We start from the raw sequence: 18,980 nt of genomic DNA, 5'->3' as shown, positions 1-18,980 counted from the left end.
CGATCGATCCAGCGCGGAGTCCGCGGATCCCTAGACTGGTCACCTATGGTCACGCGGCTCTCTTCCTTCTTCTTCCGCTCCCTCCGGGAGGACCCCGCCGACGCGGAGGTCAACAGCCACCGGCTGCTGGTGCGCGCGTCGTACATCCGGCGTCAGGCGCCGGGCATCTTCGCGTGGCTGCCGCTGGGCCTGCGGGTCAAGGCGAAGGTCGAGCAGATCGTCCGCGAGGAGATGGCGGCGGCGGGCGCCCAGGAGGTGCACTTCCCGGCGCTGATGCCGCGCGAGCCCTACGAGGCGACGGGCCGCTGGACCGAGTACGGCGACGGCATCTTCCGGCTGAAGGACCGCCACGGCGCCGACTACCTGCTCGCCCCCACGCACGAGGAGGCCTTCACCCTGCTGGTGAAGGACCTGTACTCGTCGTACAAGGACCTGCCGCTGACGATCTTCCAGATCCAGGACAAGTACCGGGATGAGGCGCGTCCCCGCGCGGGCCTCCTGCGCGGCCGCGAGTTCACGATGAAGGACGCCTACTCGTTCGACTACACCGACGAGGGGCTCGACGCGTCGTACCAGGCGCAGCGCGACGCATACGAGCGGATCTTCCAGCGGCTCGGCATGGAGTACGTCATCGTCAAGGCCGACGCGGGCGCCATGGGCGGCTCGAAGTCGGAGGAGTTCCTGCACCCCACGCCCATCGGCGAGGACACGTTCGTCCGCTCGGCCGGCGGCTACACCGCCAACGTCGAGGCGTTCGAGACCACGGCTCCCGAGGCGCTGCCGATCCCGGATGGCGCTCCCGTCGTGTTCGATTCGCCGCAGACCCCGACGATCCAGACCCTCGTCGACCACCTGAACTTGCACCTCGAGGCGCCTGCCGGGGGTGAGTGGACCGCCGGGCACACGCTGAAGAACGTCGTGCTCGCGCTCGTGCACCCCGACAAGACGCGCGAACTCGTCGTCATCGGCGTCCCGGGCGACCGCGATGTGGACGGCAAGCGCGCCGAGGCGGCCTTCGCCCCGGCGGAGGTCGAGCCCGCGACCGAGGCCGACTTCGCCCGCAACCCCGCGCTGGTGAAGGGCTACATCGGCCCCTGGTCGGCGCAGGGCGCCGTGCTGGGGGAGGAGTCCACCAGCGGCATCCGCTACCTCGTCGACCCGCGCGTGGTCGAGGGCAGCTCGTGGGTCACCGGCGCGAACGAGCACGAGAAGCACCTTCACTCGCTCGTCTACGGCCGTGACTTCACGGCCGACGGCGTCGTGGATGTCGCCACGGTCCGCGAGGGCGACATCGCCCCCGACGGCACCCCGATCACGCTCGAGCGCGGCATGGAGATCGGCCACGTGTTCCAGCTCGGCCGCAAGTACGCCGAGGCGCTGGGCCTGAAGGTCTTGGATCAGAACGGCAAGCTCGTCACTGTCACCATGGGCTCGTACGGAATCGGCGTGACGCGCATCCTCGCCGCGATCGCCGAGCTGAACAATGACGAGAAGGGCCTCATCTGGCCCGCCTCGGTCTCGCCGTTCGACGTGCACGTGGTCGCCACGGGCAAGGGCGACGACGCGCTGAACCTGGGCGAGGACGTCGTCGCGCAGCTCGAGGCCGCCGGTCTCGACGTGCTGTTCGACGACCGTCCCAAGGTGTCGCCCGGCGTGAAGTTCGGCGACGCCGAGCTCATCGGCGTGCCGCAGCTGCTGGTCGTCGGCCGCGGTGCCGCGGACGGCGAGGTCGAGCTCTGGGACCGCCGCACGGGGGAGCGCGAGGTCGTTCCCGCGGCCGACGCCGTCGCCCGCCTCACGGCGCGCTGATCCGGCTCACCTGACACCGACCCCCACCCGCTGAGCGGGTGGGGGCCGTGCTTTATATCGGCTTGTTCTCCTGCGCGTAACCTTCGTGCCAGGGTGCGGAAACAGAGGCCCTGCAGAGTTGGGGAGTTCTACCCCGCGGAACGTCGCCCGAAGCATGTTTCCCTGATGCTCTGACGTCCCCCCACCCACCCCCCTCTCGAGCCGGAGACCTGAATGTCCCTTTTCGGTCCGGCCACGACGCGTCGACGCGTCGCGGCCACGGCAAGCGCCGCTCTCGCGGCAGGCTGCCTCGCATCATTCGTCCCCACGGCGGCGTTCGCCGCTCCCGGCGGCACCGCCGTCGTGATCAACGAGGTCTACGGCGGCGGCGGCAACAGCGGCGCCACGTACACCCACGACTTCGTCGAACTCTTCAACCCGACCGACGCGCCCATCGCGCTCGACGGTCTCGGGCTCGAGTACCGGTCGGCGACGGGCGGATCCGGTGGCGTGACCGCGCTCACCGGCAGCATCCCGGCCCGCGGGTACTTCCTCGTCCAGCAGGCGAAGGGCACCGGTGGCACCACCGCCCTGCCGACGCCGGATCAGGTCGGCTCGCTGAACATGGGCGGCACCAACGGCCAGGTGCTCCTGCTGCCCACGACGGCCCGCTTCAGCGGCACCGGGGATGTCGCCGGCAACGCCGGCGCGATCGACGCGGTGGGCTTCGGCACGGCGAACACGTTCGAGACCGCCGCGACCCCCGCGCTCAGCAACTCCACGGCCGCCGCGCGCGCCACCGCCGGCGCCGACACCGACAGCAACGCGGCCGACTTCGTCGTCGGCGCGCCGACGCCGCAGAACTCGGGCGGCACCACGCCCGACCCCGAGCCCACCGGCACCCCGACGCCGACTCCGACGCCGACGGCCCCCGCGACGGTGCTGCCGATCCGCGACGTGCAGGGCGCGGGGGACACCTCCCCCGTGAACGGCCAGACGGTCACGGTCGAGGGCGTCGTCACCGCCGACTACCGCGACGGCGGCTTCAACGGCTTCAACATCCAGGACCCCGCGGGCGACCCCGCCGACGGCAAGTCGGACGGCCTGTTCATCTACGGCGCCAACGCCCGCGCCGAGATCGGCCAGAGCGTGCGCGTCACCGGCGTCGTGAGCGAGCACGAGGGAATGACGGAGATCACCCCCGCCGCGGGCGGCGTGACGGTGCTTCCCGCTTCGCTCGGCACCGTGACTCCGCTCAGCGACTGGGCCCTCCTCGACACCGAGGCGAAGAAGGAGGCGCACGAGGGCGAGCTCATCCAGCCCGCCTCCTCCTTCACCGTGTCCGACAATTACGACGCGAACTACTACGGATCGTTTGTGCTCGCGCACGGCGAGGGCGCGCTGAAGACGCCGACCGAGATCGCCGACGCCGACGACACCGCCGGCCTCGCCGCCGTGGTCGCCGAGAACGACGCGCGCCGCATCACGCTCGATGACGGCTCCAGCACGAACTACAACAGCACGGCGAACAAGGCGAAGCCGCTTCCGTACCTGACGCCGACCAACCCGGTGCGGATCGGTTCGACGGCGACGTTCCACAAGCCGGTTGTGCTCGAGTACCGATTCAACGCGTGGTCCTTCCAGCCCACGACGCCCGTCACGGGCGACGGCACGGATGTCGTCACCTTCAGCGACGAGCGCACGCCGAACCTGCAGCCCCAGGACGTGGGCGGCGATATCCGTCTCGCCACGTTCAACGTGCTCAACTACTTCCCGACCACCGTCGAGGAGTACGAGACGCAGCTCGGCGGATCCTGCACCACCTACAACGACCGGGCGGGCGACCCCGTCACCGCGAACAGCTGCGGCGACACCGGCCCGCGCGGCGCCGCCGAGCCCGAGGACTTCGAGCGCCAGGAGATCAAGATCGTCAAGGCGATCAACGCGCTCGACGCCTCGATCGTCTCGCTCGAGGAGATCGAGAACTCGGCGCACTTCGGCAAGGACCGCGACTTCGCCGTCGCGACGCTGGTGGATGCGCTGAACGAGAACGCCGGCGCGGATGTCTGGGAGTATGTCCCCTCGCCCGCGACGCGTCCCGCCGTCGCGCAGGAGGACGTCATCCGCACGGCCTTCATCTACAAGCCGGCCGACGTCTCGCTGGTCGGCGAGTCGCGCATCCTGATCGACGAGGAGAACTTCGACAACGCGCGTGAGCCGCTGTTCCAGGCGTTCAAGGGCGCCGGGGCCGCCGACGAGGACGCGTTCCTCGTCTCGGTGAACCACTTCAAGTCGAAGGGATCGGGCTTCGACGACGGCACGGGCCAGGGCAACGCCAACCCCGACCGCGTCGGCCAGGCGCAGGCGCTCGTCGACTTCACGGCTCAGCTGCAGACGGAGACCGGCATCGAGGCGGTCTTCCTCGCGGGTGACTTCAACGCCTACGCGATGGAGGACCCGGTGCAGCTGATCGAGGCGGCCGGCTACACGGATGTCAACATCGCGCTGAACGGCGGCGAGGCGACCTACAGCTACGACGGCATGGAGGGCTCGCTCGACCACGTCTTCGCGAACCAGGCCGCCTTCGAGATGGTCACCGGCGTCGACGTCTGGCAGATCAACGCGCAGGAGCAGGTCGGCTTCGAGTACAGCCGTCACAACTACAACGCGACGCTGCTCTACGACGAGTCGGTGTTCCGCTCGAGCGACCACAGCCCGGAGATCGTCGGCATCGAGCTGCCGGACTCCTCGGCGCCGGTGGAGCTCGATCTGGTCAACATCAACGACTTCCACGGCCGGATCGACGCCAACACGCTCGCCTTCGCCAAGACCGTCGAGGACCTCAAGGCGCAGAACCCGGAGGGGACGGCCTTCGTCTCCGCGGGCGACAACATCGGCGCCTCGCTGTTCGCCTCCTCGGTGCAGCAGGACCAGCCGACGATCGACGTGCTCAACGCGCTCGGCCTGCAGGCCTCGGCCGTGGGCAACCACGAGTTCGACCAGGGCTACGCCGACCTCGTCGACCGGGTCGCCCCGGCCACGGAGTACAGCGACCTCGGCGCGAACGTCTACCTGAAGGGCACGGAGACCCCCGCGCTCGACGAGTACGACATCGTGACGGTCGACGGCATCGACATCGGCTTCGTCGGCGTCGTGACGCAGGAGACGCGCACGCTCGTGTCGCCGGCCGGCGTCGCCGACCTCGACTTCGGGGCGCCGGTGCCCGCGCTGAACCGCGTCACCGAGAAGCTGCTCGACGGCGACGAGGCGAACGGCGAGGCCGACCTGGTCGTCGCCCTCGTGCACGACGGCGCCGGAGCGGGCACGCCCGACGGCTCGACGATCGAGGAGGAGATCGCCGCCGGCGGTCCGTTCGTCTCGATCGTGACCGAGACCGACCCCCGCGTCGCCGCCATCCTGACCGGACACACCCACAAGCAGTACGCGTGGGACGCGCCGATCACCGGCACCGACGAGACCCGGCCGATCATCCAGACCGGAAACTACGGCGAGTTCCTCGGCCACGTGTCGTTCACGGTCGACCCGCAGACCTTCGAGGTGCTCGACTACGCGGTGGAGAACGTCCAGCGCGGCGCCGCGCCGACCCAGGCCGAGATCGACGCCAGCGCGGTGCTGACCGAGGTCGACGCGATCGTGGATGCGGCCCTCGCCAAGGCGGCCGAGATCGGCGACCAGCCGGTCGCGTCGGTCACCGGCGACATCACCACGGCGTTCGCGGGTGGCTCGTACGTCGACGGCGTCTGGACCGGGGGTTCGCGCGACAACCGCGCTGCCGAGTCGGCCCTGGGCAACCTCGTGGCGGACTCGCTGCGCAGCAGCCTCGCTGACGAGTCGCGCGGCGGCGCCGAGATCGGCGTCGTGAACCCGGGCGGCCTGCGCAACGAGCTGTACTACGGCGCCGACGGCGTCATCACGTACGCCGAGGCGAACGCGGTGCTGCCCTTCGTGAACAACCTCTGGACCGTCACCCTGACGGGTGAGCAGCTCGACGAGCTGCTCGAGCAGCAGTGGCAGACGGACAAGGACGGCAACCGCCCGTCGCGTCCGTTCCTCGCGCTGGGCCTGTCGGACAACGTGTCGTACACGACAACGACGAACGACCCGAACGCGACCCCGGGGGAGAACGTCTCGGCGATCTACATCGACGGCGAGCTCGTCCAGCCGCAGGATGAGATCACGGTCGGCACGTTCTCGTTCCTCGCGACGGGCGGCGACAACTTCCGCGTCTTCACCGAGGGCACGGGTGCGCGCGACTCGGGCCTCGTCGACCGCGACGCGTGGATCGACTACCTCGACCAGAACTCGCCGCTGTCGCCGTCGTTCGCCCGGAAGGGCGCGGTGTCTGCCGGCACCTCGACGTCGGTCGTCGCCGGCGAGGAGGCGACGGTCTCCGTCGCCGGCCTCGACCTCACCTCGCTCGGTGCACCGCAGAACACCACCGCCGAGGTGCGCCTCGACGGTGCGGCGATCGGCACCCTCCCGGTGACGAACGGCGCCGTGTCGGGTGCGGTGACGGTCCCGTCCACGGTGACGCCGGGCGCGCACACGCTCGAGATCGTCGTTGCGCCGTCCGGCACCACGGTGCGCGCTCCGCTCACGGTGGAGGCCGCCGAGACGCCGGTCGTCGAGGCGGGCGACCCGGTCATCGAGGCCGGCAAGCAGGGCATCAAGCCGGGCGCCAAGCTCACCGTCGATCCCGGCCAGTGGACCGAGGGCGCCGAGCTGAGCTTCCAGTGGCTGGCCGACGGCGAGCCGATCGCGGGAGCGACCGGCGAGCAGTTCCACCTCACCGGCAAGTACAAGGGCAAGACGATCACCGTCCGGGTGACCGGCACGCTCGAGGGCCACGAGCCCGCCACCGCGGTCTCGGAGGGCGTCAGGATCTGACGCGACCCGCCCGCGCCGACGGCCCCGCCATTCCTCCGGAGTGGCGGGGCCGTCGCCGTCCCGCCAGACTGTCGGGATGGTAGAACTCGAGACGTGGCTTGGGACGTGGGGCGATCACCTCTGGACCTGAATCGTGCTGCCGATCGTCGCCGCGCTTGGCCTGTACCTCACGGTCCGCTCCGGCGTCGTGCAGATCCGGCTCCTCCCGGAGATGTTCCGGACGCTCTCGGATAAGACACCGCGCGACGCGGACGGAAAGCCGCAGTCGGTGTCGTCGTTCCAGGCGTTCACCATGTCGGCCGCGTCGCGCGTCGGCACCGGCAACATCGCCGGCGTCGCGACGGCCATCGCGATCGGCGGCCCTGGGGCGGTGTTCTGGATGTGGCTGATGGCCGCGATCGGCGCCGCCTCCGCCTTCGCGGAGTCCTCCCTCGCCCAGCTGTTCAAGGTGCGCGACAGCCAGGGCTTCCGGGGCGGTCCCGCGTACTACATGGCGAAGGGACTCGGTGCGCGCTGGATGGGCGTCGTCTTCGCTGTCATCCTGATCTTCTGCTTCCCGTTCGCGTTCAGCGCGCTGCAGGCGAACACGATCGCGATCACCTCTGCGAGCGCGATCGAGACGATGACAGGGGTGGGCGGCGAGTGGCTGCCGCTGATCATCGGTCTGGTGACGGCCGCGCTGACGGCGCTGGTCGTGTTCGGCGGCGTGCGGCGCATCGCGGAGGTGACGCAGGTCCTCGTCCCGGTCATGGCGCTCGCCTATCTGCTGCTGGGGCTTGCCGTCGCGGTCGTCAACATCGAGCAGCTGCCGGGCGCCTTCGCGTCGATCTTCACGCAGGCCTTCGGCTTCAACCAGGTTCCCCGTCTTCACGCGAGACCTGCTTCCCGACGTGAAGGGGATCACCTGCTGGGAGGATTCGCTGTCGGTGACCGGTCCGTTGGACGTCGTCACGCGCCGCCGTCAGTCGGAGAAGCATCGCGACCACCTGCACACGCGCGGTTCGTGATCCGCACCGGACCCGGATCCGTCGTCGTGCGACTCACAGCGTGCGCCGGATCGGGTCCGGTAATGTCGGGGGGATACCGGCGGAAGTGCGCTGGTGAGAGCTGAATAGGGAGGTCGCTGTGGATATCGATCTGGGGCTGCTGCGGACGGTCGAGCGCGAGAAGGAGATCCCGTTCGAGGAACTCGTTCGGATCATCGAGCAGGCGATTCTGACCGCATACGGCAAGCACACTTCGCAGAGCGGCGAGGTGCCCGAGGGCGCTCGCGCTCAGCTCGACCGCAAGACCGGTCACGTCGGCATCTTCCTGCCCGTCCATGACGATGAGGGCGCGGTGATCGGCGAGGAGGAGACGACTCCCGAGAACTTCGGTCGCATCGCGGCCTACGCCGCGAAGCAGGTCATCAGCCAGCGCCTGCGCGACATCGCCGACGACGCGGTGCTCGGCGAGTTCCGCGGCAAGGAGGGCGACATCGTGGCCGGCGTGATCCAGCAGGGGCCGAACCCCCGCATGATCCACGTCGACCTCGGCTCGGTCGAGGCGATCCTGCCCCCCGAGGAGCAGGTTCCGGGCGAGGAGTACCGCCACGGTTCGCGCCTGCGCGTGTACGTGACGAGCGTCTCGAAGGGGACGAAGGGCCCGCAGATCACTGTCTCGCGCACTCACCCGGGTCTCGTCCGGAAGCTGTTCGCGCTCGAGGTGCCCGAGATCGCCGGCGGTCTCGTCGAGATCGTGGCGCTCGCCCGCGAGGCCGGTCACCGCACGAAGATCGCCGTCATCGCCAAGGACCCGTCGATCAACGCCAAGGGCGCGTGCATCGGCGAGCTCGGCCGTCGCGTTCGCGCGGTGACCGAGGAGCTCAGCGGCGAGAAGATCGACATCGTCGACTTCGATGCCGAGCTGGCGAAGTTCGTCGCCAACGCGCTGTCGCCGGCGAAGGTCACGTCGAGCTTCGTGCTCGACGCGAACACCAAGGCCGTGCGTGCGCTGGTGCCCGACTACCAGCTGTCGCTCGCGATCGGCAAGGAGGGCCAGAACGCCCGCCTCGCCGCGAAGCTCACGGGCGCCAAGATCGACATCCAGCCGGACAGCATCCTCGAAGAGGCCTGACGGCTTCGACTCGCTTCGCTCGGTCAGCCCGTTTCGACTCCGCTTCGCTCCGCTCAACGACCGGGGTGGAGACAGGGTCGTCCGACCGCAGCGACCCGCGGAGCGACTCTGTAGTGACGTCCGCGGGTTCTACCCTTGTGCGAGCGCAGCGAGCGTGGAGCGAAGCGACCCCGCAGCGCGAAGCGCTGCCTCCCGCGGAGCGTAGCGACGTGGTGTGCCTCGCCGAGTGGCATCCGCGAAGCGGGTGCCCGAGCGCGTGGGACGCGCGAGCGGAGCGAGCTATGAGAACATCCGCGAAGCGGGTGCCCGAGTGTGTGGGACGGCGAGCGAAGCGAGCAGAAAGGGAGGTGTAACATGGAACCCGTACGGACGTGCGTCGGCTGTCGCACGCGTGCCCCCCGAACCGCTCTGATCAGAGTTGTTTCGCGCGGTCTCGAGCTTGTCATCGATGAGCGGAAGGCGGCTCCCGGGCGGGGCGCGTGGCTTCATCCCTCTCGCGAGTGCGCGGAGAACGCCCTCAGGCGCCGCGCCTTCGGACGAGCATTGCGTGTGTCGGGCCCGCTTGACACGCAGACCTTCGAGGAATGGCTGAACGGCTATGGAAACAAAGTGAACGGCTCGAAATGAGACCCGTCCGCCTTTAGAGGTCTGCCCTGTCCGGGGCAGGCCGCCCAGACAGGAGAATTGTGGCAAAACCACGCGTACATGAGATCGCTGCGGAGATCGGCGTCGACAGCAAGGTCGCCCTGGCGAAGCTCAAGGAGCTCGGCGAGTTCGTGAAGAGCCCGTCGTCGACGATCGAGCCGCCGGTCGCGCGCAAGCTGCGCGCCGCCTTCGAGGCCGATGGGGCGAAGCCCTCGGCCGACAAGCCCGCGGCTCCGGCGAAGCCCGCCGGTCGCCCCGGTCCGGCCCGCGCGACCTCCGCGAAGCCCGGCGCCCCGGCCAAGCCGGCGGCACCCAAGGCCGAGCAGGCGCCTGCCGCGCCCGCGCCGGCTCCGGCTCCGGCCCCGGCTTCCACCCCGGCTCCGGCTCCGACCCCGGCGGCGGAGAAGCCGGCCGCGGCTGCGCCGTCCGACGCGCCCAAGCCCGGTGGCCCGCGCCCCGCGCCCAAGCCCGGTGGCCCGCGTCCCGGCAACAACCCGTTCGCCTCGGCGCAGGGCATGGGGCAGCGCCCCGCCGGCCCGCGTCCCGGCAACAACCCCTTCGCTTCCGCGCAGGGCATGGGCCAGCGCCCGTCGCCCGGCAACATCCCGAAGCCCCAGCCGCCGCGTCCCGGTGCACCCCGTCCGGGTGCCCCGCGCCCCGGTGGTCCCGGCGGCGCCGGTCGTCCGGGTCGTCCCGGTGGCGGCGGCGGTCGTCCCGGCGCGCCGTTCCAGCAGCGTCCGGGTGGTCCCGGTCGTCCCGGTGGTGGCGGCGGCTTCCGTCCCGGCGGTGCGCCCGGTGGCGCGCCCGGCGGCGGCTTCCCCGGTCGTCCCGGCCCCGGTGGCCGCGGACGCGGCGGCACGGCCGGCGCGTTCGGCAAGGGCGGCGGCAAGTCGAAGCAGCGCAAGTCGCGTCGCGCGAAGCGCCAGGAATTCGAGATGCGGTCGGCGCCCGTCGTCGGCGGCGTCAACGTCCAGAAGGGCAACGGCGAGGTCATCCGTCTCCGCCGCGGCGCGTCCATCTCGGACTTCGCCGACAAGCTCGAGGCCCTGCGCGGCTACGTCGTGCAGCCCGGAACGCTCGTCACCATCCTGTTCAACCTGGGTGAGATGGCGACCGCGACCGAGTCGCTCGACGAGGCAACGTTCGAGGTGCTGGGCGAGGAGCTCGGCTACAAGATCCAGATGGTCTCGCCCGAGGACGAGGACAAGGAGCTCCTCGAGGGCTTCGGTCTCGACCTCGAGCAGGAGCTGCTGGATGAGGACGAGGACGACCTCGAGATCCGTCCGCCGGTCGTGACCGTCATGGGCCACGTCGATCACGGTAAGACGCGACTGCTCGACGCGATCCGGAAGACCAATGTGGTCGAGGGTGAGGCCGGTGGCATCACCCAGCACATCGGTGCGTACCAGATCTGGACGGAGCACGAGGAGATCGAGCGCGCGATCACCTTCATCGACACCCCGGGTCACGAGGCGTTCACCGCCATGCGTGCCCGTGGTGCGCAGGTGACCGACATCGCGATCCTCGTGGTCGCGGCTGACGACGGCATCATGCCGCAGACGGTCGAGGCGCTGAACCACGCCCAGGCCGCCGGTGTGCCGATCGTCGTCGCGGTGAACAAGGTCGACAAGCCGGAGGCGAACCCCGCCAAGGTGCGTCAGCAGCTCACCGAGTACGGCCTCGTCGCCGAGGAGTACGGCGGCGACGTCATGTTCGTCGACGTGTCGGCCCGCCAGGGCACCGGCATCCAGGACCTGCTCGACGCCGTGCTGCTCACGGCCGACGCGGGTCTGGACCTCACGGCCAACCCGAACAAGGCCGCGCGCGGTGTCGCGATCGAGGCGAAGCTCGACAAGGGCCGCGGTTCGGTTGCCACGGTGCTCATCCAGTCGGGAACGCTGCGCGTCGGCGACGCGATCGTCGCGGGCACTGCCTACGGCCGTGTGCGCGCCATGATCGACGAGAACGGCGACCACGTCGAGGAGGCCTGGCCTTCGCGTCCCGTGCAGGTGCAGGGTCTGAACTCGGTGCCGCGCGCCGGCGACACGTTCATCGTGACCGAAGAGGACCGCACCGCCCGCCAGATCGCCGAGAAGCGTGAGGCCGCCGAGCGCAACGCCCAGCTGGCCAAGGCCCGCAAGCGCATGTCGCTCGAGGACTTCACCCGCGCTCTCGAAGAGGGCAAGGTCGAGTCGCTCAACCTCATCATCAAGGGCGACGTGTCGGGTGCCGTCGAGGCGCTCGAGGAGTCGCTGCTCAAGATCGAGGTCGACGACAGCGTCCAGCTGCGCATCATCCACCGCGGTGTGGGTGCCGTCACCGAGTCGGATGTGAACCTGGCGACGATCGACAACGCGATCGTCATCGGCTTCAACGTCCGTCCCGATGCGAAGGCCCGCGAGGCCGCGTCCCGTGAGGGCGTGGACATCCGGTTCTACTCGGTCATCTACAACGCGATCGACGACGTCGAGCAGTCCCTCAAGGGCATGCTCAAGCCGGAGTTCGAGGAGAAGCAGTCGGGCGTCGCGGAGATCCGCGAGGTCTTCCGCTCCTCCAAGTTCGGCAACATCGCCGGTGTCATCGTCCGCTCGGGCACGATCACCCGCAACGCCAAGGCGCGGGTCATCCGCGACGGCGTCGTGGTGGCCGACGGCCTGGCGATCGAGTCGCTGCGTCGCTTCAAGGACGACGTCACCGAGGTGCGCACGGACTACGAGGCCGGTATCGGCCTCGGTAAGTTCAACGACATCCAGATCGGCGACGAGATCGAGACGACCGAGATGGTCGAGAAGCCGCGCTCCTGACGGAGCGGGCTCTGAGAAACTGGCCCTGGTGGGTGGCCCCGGCCGCCCACCGGGGCCACTTCGTTACGAAGCAACGCACCTCGTCCTCGACGGGGGCACGTAGGAGGAGGACACCATGGCTGGTCACGAACGACAGGCGAGGCTCTCGGACCGGATCCGGGTGATCCTGGCGGAGCGGCTCGACAAGGGACTGCGCGACCCGCGGCTCGGCTTCGTGACGATCACCGAGGTGCGCGTGACGGGCGACCTGCAGCACGCGTCGGTGTTCTACACGGTGTACGGCTCCGACGAGGAGCGCGAGTCGAGCGCAGCCGCGCTGAAGGCCGCGACCGGGATGCTCCGCACCGAGGTGGGGCGCCAGCTCAACACGCGCCTGACGCCCACACTGGAGTTCATCCCGGATGCGCTTCCCGAGACGGCCGGGCACCTCGACGACCTGCTGCGTCAGGCGCGCGAGCGCGACGAGGCGGTGGCGGGGATCGCCGCGGCGGCACAGTACGCCGGCGACGCGGACCCCTACGTCAAGCCGCGCGAGGCCGACGACGACGAGGACTGACGCGGGGCGTCAGCTCCGCGGCAGGTGAAGCACGCCGTCCTCGGCCTCCACGAGGCCGTCGTCCAGCAGGCTCAGGATCGCCCGGTCGCGCTGGAGCGCATCCGGCCAGTCGGGCAGCACCGCCTCCTGGGGGAGCGCTCCGCCCTCCCGCAGCGCGCGCAGGACGGCGCCGCGGGCCTGGCGATCGCTTCCCTCGTACTTCGCCTGGCGGCGCCGCAGGTCCGGGGTCTCCGGCCGTCCGGCGTTCAGCCAGGCGCACAGGTCCTGCACGGGGCACTCGTCGCACCGCGGTGACCGGGCCGTGCAGATCACGGCGCCGAGCTCCATCGCCGCCGCGTTGACGACCGCCGCCTCGGCTTCGGCGACGGGCAGAAGCGCCGCCATGTCGTCGAGGTCCCGCCGGCTCGGGGGTGCGGGCTGGGCGCGTCCGTGCACGGCGCGCGCGATAACCCGGCGCGTGTTCGTGTCGACAACGGGGTGGCGGTCGCCGTACGCGAATGCCGCCACGGCACGCGCGGTGTAGTCGCCGATGCCGGTGAGCGCGAGCAGCGCGTCGACGTCCCGCGGCACAACGCCGTCGTGCCGGTCGCGGATCTCCGCCGCCGCGCGGTGAAGCCACAGCGCGCGCCGCGGGTAGCCGAGGTTCGCCCACTGCTTCACTGCCTCGGCCGGCGCATCCGCGGCAAGCGCTGCGGGTGTCGGCCAGCGCTCGAGCCACGCCTCGAGCCGCGGGATGACGCGGGAGACAGGCGTCTGCTGCAGCATGAACTCGCTGACGAGCACACCCCACGCCCCGAACCCCGGCGCCCGCCACGGCAGGTCGCGCTTCTCGCGCGCGTACCAGGGGATCAGGCGCGCGGCGAGCGGGTGAGCGGGCATCCCTCCAGCGTAGGCGGGCGCCCTTGTCGAGCGGATGAAGCTCAGGCGGTCCGGATCATCGGGACGTGCGGGATGCCGTCCTCGAGGAACTCCGGTCCGTCGGTCGCGAACCCGAAGCGGGCGTACCAGCCGGCGAGGTGGGCCTGCGCGTCAAGCCGCACCGTCTGACCCTCGCAGAGGTCGAGCGCGCGGCGCATAAGCTCGGCGGCGACGCCCTTGCCGCGTGCGCTGACAGCCGTGGCGACGCGGCCGATCCGCCGATCCGGACCGTCGGACAGCAGCCGCAGCGTCGCGGCGACCTCGGTGCCGTCGGTCGCCCAGAACTGGATCGCGGTGGGCTCGACGTCGCGGCCGTCGAGCTCGGGATACGCGCACTCCTGCTCGACGACGAACACGTCGACCCGCAGCCGCAGGATGGCGTAGAGCGTGAGGGCGGGCAGGTCGGCGGTCGGGGCGGAGTGATACTCGAGCACCGATTCAGCCTAGGGGCGTTACGCAACCGTGACGGCCCGGCGTGAAGGGCGCAGGGGTTGCGGAGCAAGACCAGATGAAGCATCGTCGCACGAAGTGACGCCCACCCAAGGGGGAAACCATGAACGACATCCGCACGCGTCGCCCCGCCGTGATCCTCGGCGGCGCGATCTGTCTGCTGGCCCTCGCCGGCTGCTCCACGCCGGTCGAGGCCCCGGGAGCGACGGCCACGTCGACGCCCGCTCCCGAGACCAGCGCTCCGGTCGAGACACCGAGCACGGAGCCGACGCCGACCGAGACCACCGAGCCATCGCAGCAGCCGCAGGAGCCGGGCGACGTCGAGTCGTGGACCATCTCGGAGGAGGCCGTCGGGCCGTTCGAGCTCGGAATGCCGTGGGAGGAGACCGTCGCGCTCGCGGAGGAGCTCGGCTGGGACACGAGCAACGCCGGGGCCACGGAGGGCTGCGCGGCGTTCGTCGGCGCGCCCCTGGAGGCCGGGGTCGAGATGTACGCGTGGAACTACGACGGAGTCACCGCCGACATCTCGGTGTCGGCGCTGCCCGAGGTGGCGACGGCCGGACCTGCCACCGCGGAGGGGATCACGGTGCAGAGCATGTTCGCGGATGTGCGCGCGGCCTATCCCGACGCGATGGAGGGTGAGCAGCCGATCGCGGGTCACCCCTACCTGGTGGTCGACGCCGATGCCGCCGGCAACGCGATGTACGTCGCCGCCGACGGGGAGTTCATCGATCTCATCTCTGTCAACAGCCTCGGCACCGTCCCGTACGAGCACTGCTGAGCTGCATCGGCGCCGCGGCGCGGGGCACGTACCCTGGAGGGTATGCGTCCCGCGTCCGGCATCCTGCTCGTCGACAAGCCGGGCGGGATCACCAGCCATGACGTGGTCGCCCGCTCGCGCCGCGCGTTCGGCACCCGCAAGATCGGCCATGCCGGCACGCTCGACCCGATGGCCACCGGGCTGCTCGTGCTCGGCATCGAGGGCGCGACCCGCCTGCTGACCTACCTCGTCGGCCTCGACAAGACCTACGCCGCGACGATCTGGCTCGGCGCGGCGACGACGACGGACGACGCGGAGGGAGAGGTCGTCTCGACGGCCAATCCGGATGCGCTGACCGCGGTCACGGACGAGCGGATCGCCGCGGGAGTGGCCGCTCTGACGGGCCGGATCTCGCAGGTGCCGAGCACGTTCTCGGCCATCAAGGTCGACGGCAAGCGCGCGTACGACCTCGCCCGCTCGGGCCAGGACGTCGAGCTCAAGGCGCGCGAGGTCACGATCGACAGGTTCGAGGTGCACGGCACGCGGCGGGGGGATGGCGCCATCGATCTGGATGTGACCGTCGACTGCTCGTCCGGCACGTACATCCGGGCGCTCGCGCGGGACCTCGGAGCGGGTCTCGGCGTCGGCGGCCACCTGACGATGCTGCGACGCACGCGCATCGGCCCGTTCGCTCTCGCCGACGCGCACGACCTCGAGGCGCTCGCCGACCAGCCGGCGCTGCTCGACCCCGCCGAGGTCGCCGCCCGCGTCCTCGGGCGCCTCGACGTCACGGCCGACGAGGCCCGAGACCTGCGCCACGGAAAGCGGCTCGAGGGCGCGGCCGCGCGTATCGAGGGGCAGAACGCGGCCGCCATCGACCCGGATGGCGTGCTGGTCGGCATCGTCGAGCGGCGGGGCGCCGCGCTGAAGAGCGCAATGAACATGCCGGAGGTGCAGGCGTGATCCTGTGGTTCACCGTCATCCAGCTCGTCGTGGCGGTCGCTGCGGGGCTCCTGGGGGTTGTGCTCGGGCTCGCCGGCAGGCGCCCGAGCGACCTCTCCGTCGGGGCCCTCGCCCTCGTCGAGCTGCTGCTGATCATCCAGGTCGTCGTCGCGATCGTGGCGCCCTTCGCCGGGAACCCGCCCACGGGCAGCGTGCTGGAGTTCTGGACGTACCTCGTCTCGGCCGTGCTGCTTCCCGCCGCCGGCGTCGGATGGGCGCTGATCGAGCGCAGCCGCTGGAGCACCGTGATCATGGGCATCGTCGCGCTGTCGGTGGCAGTGATGGTGTGGCGCATGCAGGTGATCTGGACCATCCAGGTCGCCTGACCCCCGGCTCGCGCCCGGGATGGCGCGCCTAGACTGGACAGCGCTATGATCGCGCCCGTCGAAACGTCCTCGCACCCCACGCCAGCCCGCCGCATGACCGGCATCGGCCGGGTGCTCGTCATCGTCTACGCCGTCATGGCGCTCGCCGCCACGGGGCGCTCGTTCGTCCAGATCGCCGAGCGCTTCCACGAGGCGCCGCTCGCGTACTCCCTCTCGGCCGCGTCCGCCGTCGTCTACGTGCTCGCCACGCTCGCGCTGGTGTTCTCGCGCCGCTCGGGCTGGTACGCGGTCGCGTGGGTCGCGATCGGGTTCGAGCTCGTCGGCGTGCTTGCCATCGGCACGCTCTCGATTGTGCTTCCCGAACTGTTCCAGCACCCGACGGTGTGGTCGCAGTACGGCATCGGATACGTCTTCATCCCGCTCGTGCTGCCGTTCTTCGGCCTCTGGTGGCTGATCACCCACCGCGTCGCCCGGCCGGCCGCGCGTGATGCGGCCCTCGTCGAGGCGACCCGATGATCCTGTTCGAGAACGTCGAGGACATCCCGGCCGGCTTCGGCCAGACCGTGATCGCGATCGGCAAGTTCGACGGCGTCCACGCGGGGCACCGCGCGCTGATCGAGAAGATGCTGGTGGATGCCGCGTCGACCGACGCGCGCACCGTCGCGGTGACGTTCGACCGCAACCCGCTCGCCATCATCGCGCCCGAACGCTGCCCCCGCCCCCTCGTCGGGGTCGACCAGAAGATCGACCTGCTCGGGCGCACAGGAATCGACGCCACGCTCATGCTGCGCTTCGACGAGGAGCTCGCCGCCGAGGAGCCGGAGGCCTTCGTCCGACGCGTGATCGTCGCCGGGCTGCACGCGCGCCGCGTGCTCGTCGGCAGCGACTTCCGGTTCGGGCGCGGCGGGACCGGCGACGTCGCTCTGCTGCAGCGGATGGGCGAGGATCTCGGGTTCGAGGTCGAGGAGGTCGCCGACGTCGTGAGCGCCGGCGACGGCCGCCGGGTGTCGTCCACCTGGATCCGCGAGCTGCTGGACGCGGGCGACGTCGAGCGCGCGGCGAAGCTGCTCGGGCGCTTCCCGAGCGTGACCGGCGACGTCGTCCACGGCCTCGAGCGCGGCCGCCAGCTGGGATTCCCCACCGCCAACCTGTCGCCCGATGCCGAGGGCTACGTGCCCGCCGACGGCGTCTACGCGGGCTGGCTCATAGAGCGCTCACCCGAGGGAGTGCTGCGATCCGGCGTCCGTTATCCCGCGGCGATCTCGATCGGCACGAACCCGACGTTCGACGACGTCGAGCTGCGCCAGGTCGAGGCGTACGTCCTCGACGAGACCGACCTCGACCTCTACGACCGCCGGGTCGAGATCGAATTCGTCGCGCGCATCCGCGGCATGGTGGCGTTCGAAGGCGTCGACAAGCTCATCGAGCAGATGACGGATGACGTCACCCGCGCCCGGCTTGTGCTGACGTCTACTTAGATTTCTTGGCCGCGCGCTGATCGATCGCGGGTTTTTTTCTGGCCGCGCGCGGATCGATCACTCGCCCCGACGCTCCGCGCCGGGGCTCGCGCTCGATGTGACGTCGCTTCGCTCCGTCCGGGCGCGCTGGTGGGCCGCATCGGCGGCACGCTCACTTCGTTCGCACATGGGGTGCTCCGGTGAGGGCTTTCATGGCTCGTGATCGATGGGCTGTCGCTTCGCTCCATCCGGGCGCGCTGGTGGGCCGCATCCGCGGCACGCTCACTTCGTTCGCACGGGGTTGCAGTCCGGTTGTCGAGCGAGCGAAGCGAGTCGAGACGACCTGCCGCCGCTATGCGATCGGGCCCTGGCCCCGTGCGAGCGCGCCAGCGCGAGCGTTCGGGCCCATGGCCCGCCACCTCACGCCCTCGATGGAGCGAAGCGACAGCGTCCGCAGCCGCGAGTGGCATCCGCGAAGCGGGTGCCCGAGCGGATGCGGGAGGCGTGAGCGATCAATAACTGCTGCGGTCCTCCGCGGCGGTGCCCTCGCGGCCCTCGGCGCGGGCACGCAGCTCGCCGAGGATCGTGGCGCTCGCGCTGGTGCCGAGGCGCGTCGCGCCCGCCTCCAGCATGGCGATCGCCGAGTCGAGGCCGCGCACGCCGCCGGAGGCCTTCACCTGGACGGCGGGGGAGACGCTCTCGCGCATCAGGGTGACGTGCTCGACCGTGGCGCCGCCGCCCGCGAAACCGGTGGAGGTCTTCACGAACGTCGCGCCGGCCGTCTCGGTGAGTCGGCTTCCGCGCGCGATCTGCTCGAGGTCGAGGTAGCTCGTCTCGAGGATCACCTTGGTGACGAAGCCGCCCTCGGACGAGCGACCCCCCGCAGCCTCGACCACCGCAGCGATGTCGGCCGCGACCAGATCATCCTCGCCCGAGCGCAGGGCGCCGATGTGCACGACCATGTCGAACTCGGTTGCGCCGTCGTCCTTCGCGCGCTGGAGCTCGGCGACCTTCGCGGCCGTCGACGTGGTGCCGTGCGGGAAGCCGATCACGGTGCCCACCGCGACGCCCGTGCCGTCGAGGCGGCGCACGGCGTAGGCGATGTCGGACGGGCGCACGCACACGCTGAACACGCCCCACTCGGCGGCGATGTCGAGCTCGCGGTCGACGTCGGCGCGGGTGAAGTCCGGCTTCAGGATCGCGTGGTCGATGGTGGCGGCGACGGCGCGCTCGGTCAGCTCGATGCTCATG

15 protein-coding genes are annotated in these 18,980 nt (G+C 70.6%); 12 read left to right on the top strand and 3 right to left on the bottom strand.

Annotated elements, in window-relative coordinates:
- Nucleotides 1-45 precede the first annotated feature (45 nt).
- The 7 genes from ABD161_RS06360 to rbfA all read left to right on the top strand — a co-directional run bounded on the left by ABD161_RS06360 (nt 46) and on the right by rbfA (nt 12,816).
- On the top strand, nt 46-1,809 hold the full coding sequence (locus tag ABD161_RS06360) for a proline--tRNA ligase (RefSeq protein WP_344000759.1): 1,764 nt from the start codon (nt 46-48) through the stop codon (nt 1,807-1,809).
- Nucleotides 1,810-2,022: 213 nt separating this feature from the next.
- Nucleotides 2,023-6,696 (top strand): ExeM/NucH family extracellular endonuclease, encoded by a 4,674-nt coding sequence (locus ABD161_RS06355; RefSeq protein WP_344000757.1) that lies wholly within the window; start codon nt 2,023-2,025, stop codon nt 6,694-6,696.
- Between the two features lie 133 nt (nt 6,697-6,829).
- Nucleotides 6,830-7,807: an alanine:cation symporter family protein gene (locus ABD161_RS06350; protein WP_344000755.1), complete on the top strand. Its 978-nt coding sequence runs from the start codon at nt 6,830-6,832 to the stop codon at nt 7,805-7,807.
- A gap of 14 nt (nt 7,808-7,821) precedes the next feature.
- Nucleotides 7,822-8,811, top strand: a complete 990-nt coding sequence (nusA, locus tag ABD161_RS06345; RefSeq protein WP_344000753.1) for a transcription termination factor NusA — start codon at nt 7,822-7,824, stop codon at nt 8,809-8,811.
- A gap of 354 nt (nt 8,812-9,165) precedes the next feature.
- Nucleotides 9,166-9,438: a YlxR family protein gene (locus tag ABD161_RS06340; protein ID WP_135113831.1), complete on the top strand. Its 273-nt coding sequence runs from the start codon at nt 9,166-9,168 to the stop codon at nt 9,436-9,438.
- A gap of 59 nt (nt 9,439-9,497) precedes the next feature.
- Nucleotides 9,498-12,260, top strand: a complete 2,763-nt coding sequence (gene infB / locus ABD161_RS06335; protein WP_344000752.1) for a translation initiation factor IF-2 — start codon at nt 9,498-9,500, stop codon at nt 12,258-12,260.
- Between the two features lie 115 nt (nt 12,261-12,375).
- Nucleotides 12,376-12,816: a 30S ribosome-binding factor RbfA gene (gene rbfA, locus ABD161_RS06330; RefSeq protein WP_135113829.1), complete on the top strand. Its 441-nt coding sequence runs from the start codon at nt 12,376-12,378 to the stop codon at nt 12,814-12,816.
- A gap of 9 nt (nt 12,817-12,825) precedes the next feature.
- Here the strand turns inward: rbfA and ABD161_RS06325 are convergent, their stop codons facing one another.
- Together ABD161_RS06325 and ABD161_RS06320 are read right to left on the bottom strand one after the other, a co-directional pair.
- Nucleotides 12,826-13,695, bottom strand: coding sequence for an HhH-GPD family protein (locus tag ABD161_RS06325; RefSeq protein WP_344000750.1), 870 nt, complete (start codon nt 13,693-13,695; stop codon nt 12,826-12,828).
- 41 nt (nt 13,696-13,736) lie between these two features.
- Complete coding sequence (locus tag ABD161_RS06320; protein WP_344000749.1) at nt 13,737-14,168, bottom strand: GNAT family N-acetyltransferase; 432 nt, start codon at nt 14,166-14,168, stop codon at nt 13,737-13,739.
- A 119-nt stretch (nt 14,169-14,287) separates the two neighbouring features.
- Here ABD161_RS06320 and ABD161_RS06315 point away from each other — a divergent pair, with 119 nt between their 5' ends.
- From ABD161_RS06315 to ABD161_RS06295, 5 genes are read left to right on the top strand one after another with little or no spacing between them, the layout of a single operon-like run.
- Entirely contained in the window at nt 14,288-14,965 is a 678-nt protein-coding gene (locus ABD161_RS06315) for a hypothetical protein (RefSeq protein ID WP_344000747.1), read from the top strand.
- A gap of 42 nt (nt 14,966-15,007) precedes the next feature.
- Nucleotides 15,008-15,907 (top strand): tRNA pseudouridine(55) synthase TruB, encoded by a 900-nt coding sequence (gene truB / locus ABD161_RS06310; protein WP_344000745.1) that lies wholly within the window; start codon nt 15,008-15,010, stop codon nt 15,905-15,907.
- Nucleotides 15,904-16,272 (top strand): hypothetical protein, encoded by a 369-nt coding sequence (locus tag ABD161_RS06305; RefSeq protein WP_344000742.1) that lies wholly within the window; start codon nt 15,904-15,906, stop codon nt 16,270-16,272. Before truB ends, ABD161_RS06305 begins: the two co-directional genes overlap by 4 nt.
- Before the next feature lie 45 nt (nt 16,273-16,317).
- Nucleotides 16,318-16,788, top strand: coding sequence for a hypothetical protein (locus tag ABD161_RS06300; protein ID WP_344000740.1), 471 nt, complete (start codon nt 16,318-16,320; stop codon nt 16,786-16,788).
- Nucleotides 16,785-17,750, top strand: a complete 966-nt coding sequence (locus tag ABD161_RS06295) for a bifunctional riboflavin kinase/FAD synthetase (protein ID WP_344000739.1) — start codon at nt 16,785-16,787, stop codon at nt 17,748-17,750. Before ABD161_RS06300 ends, ABD161_RS06295 begins: the two co-directional genes overlap by 4 nt.
- A 491-nt stretch (nt 17,751-18,241) precedes the next feature.
- On the opposite strand, the gene deoC is transcribed toward ABD161_RS06295, so the two are convergent.
- A complete protein-coding gene (gene deoC / locus ABD161_RS06290) occupies nt 18,242-18,979 on the bottom strand; it encodes a deoxyribose-phosphate aldolase (RefSeq protein ID WP_344000737.1) in 738 nt (245 codons plus the stop codon).
- Between the last annotated feature and the right edge of the window lies 1 nt (nt 18,980).

This window comes from Microbacterium paludicola, assembly GCF_039529675.1.
Lineage (GTDB): Bacteria > Actinomycetota > Actinomycetes > Actinomycetales > Microbacteriaceae > Microbacterium > Microbacterium paludicola.
This window is presented reverse-complemented; position numbering and strand designations above follow the sequence as displayed.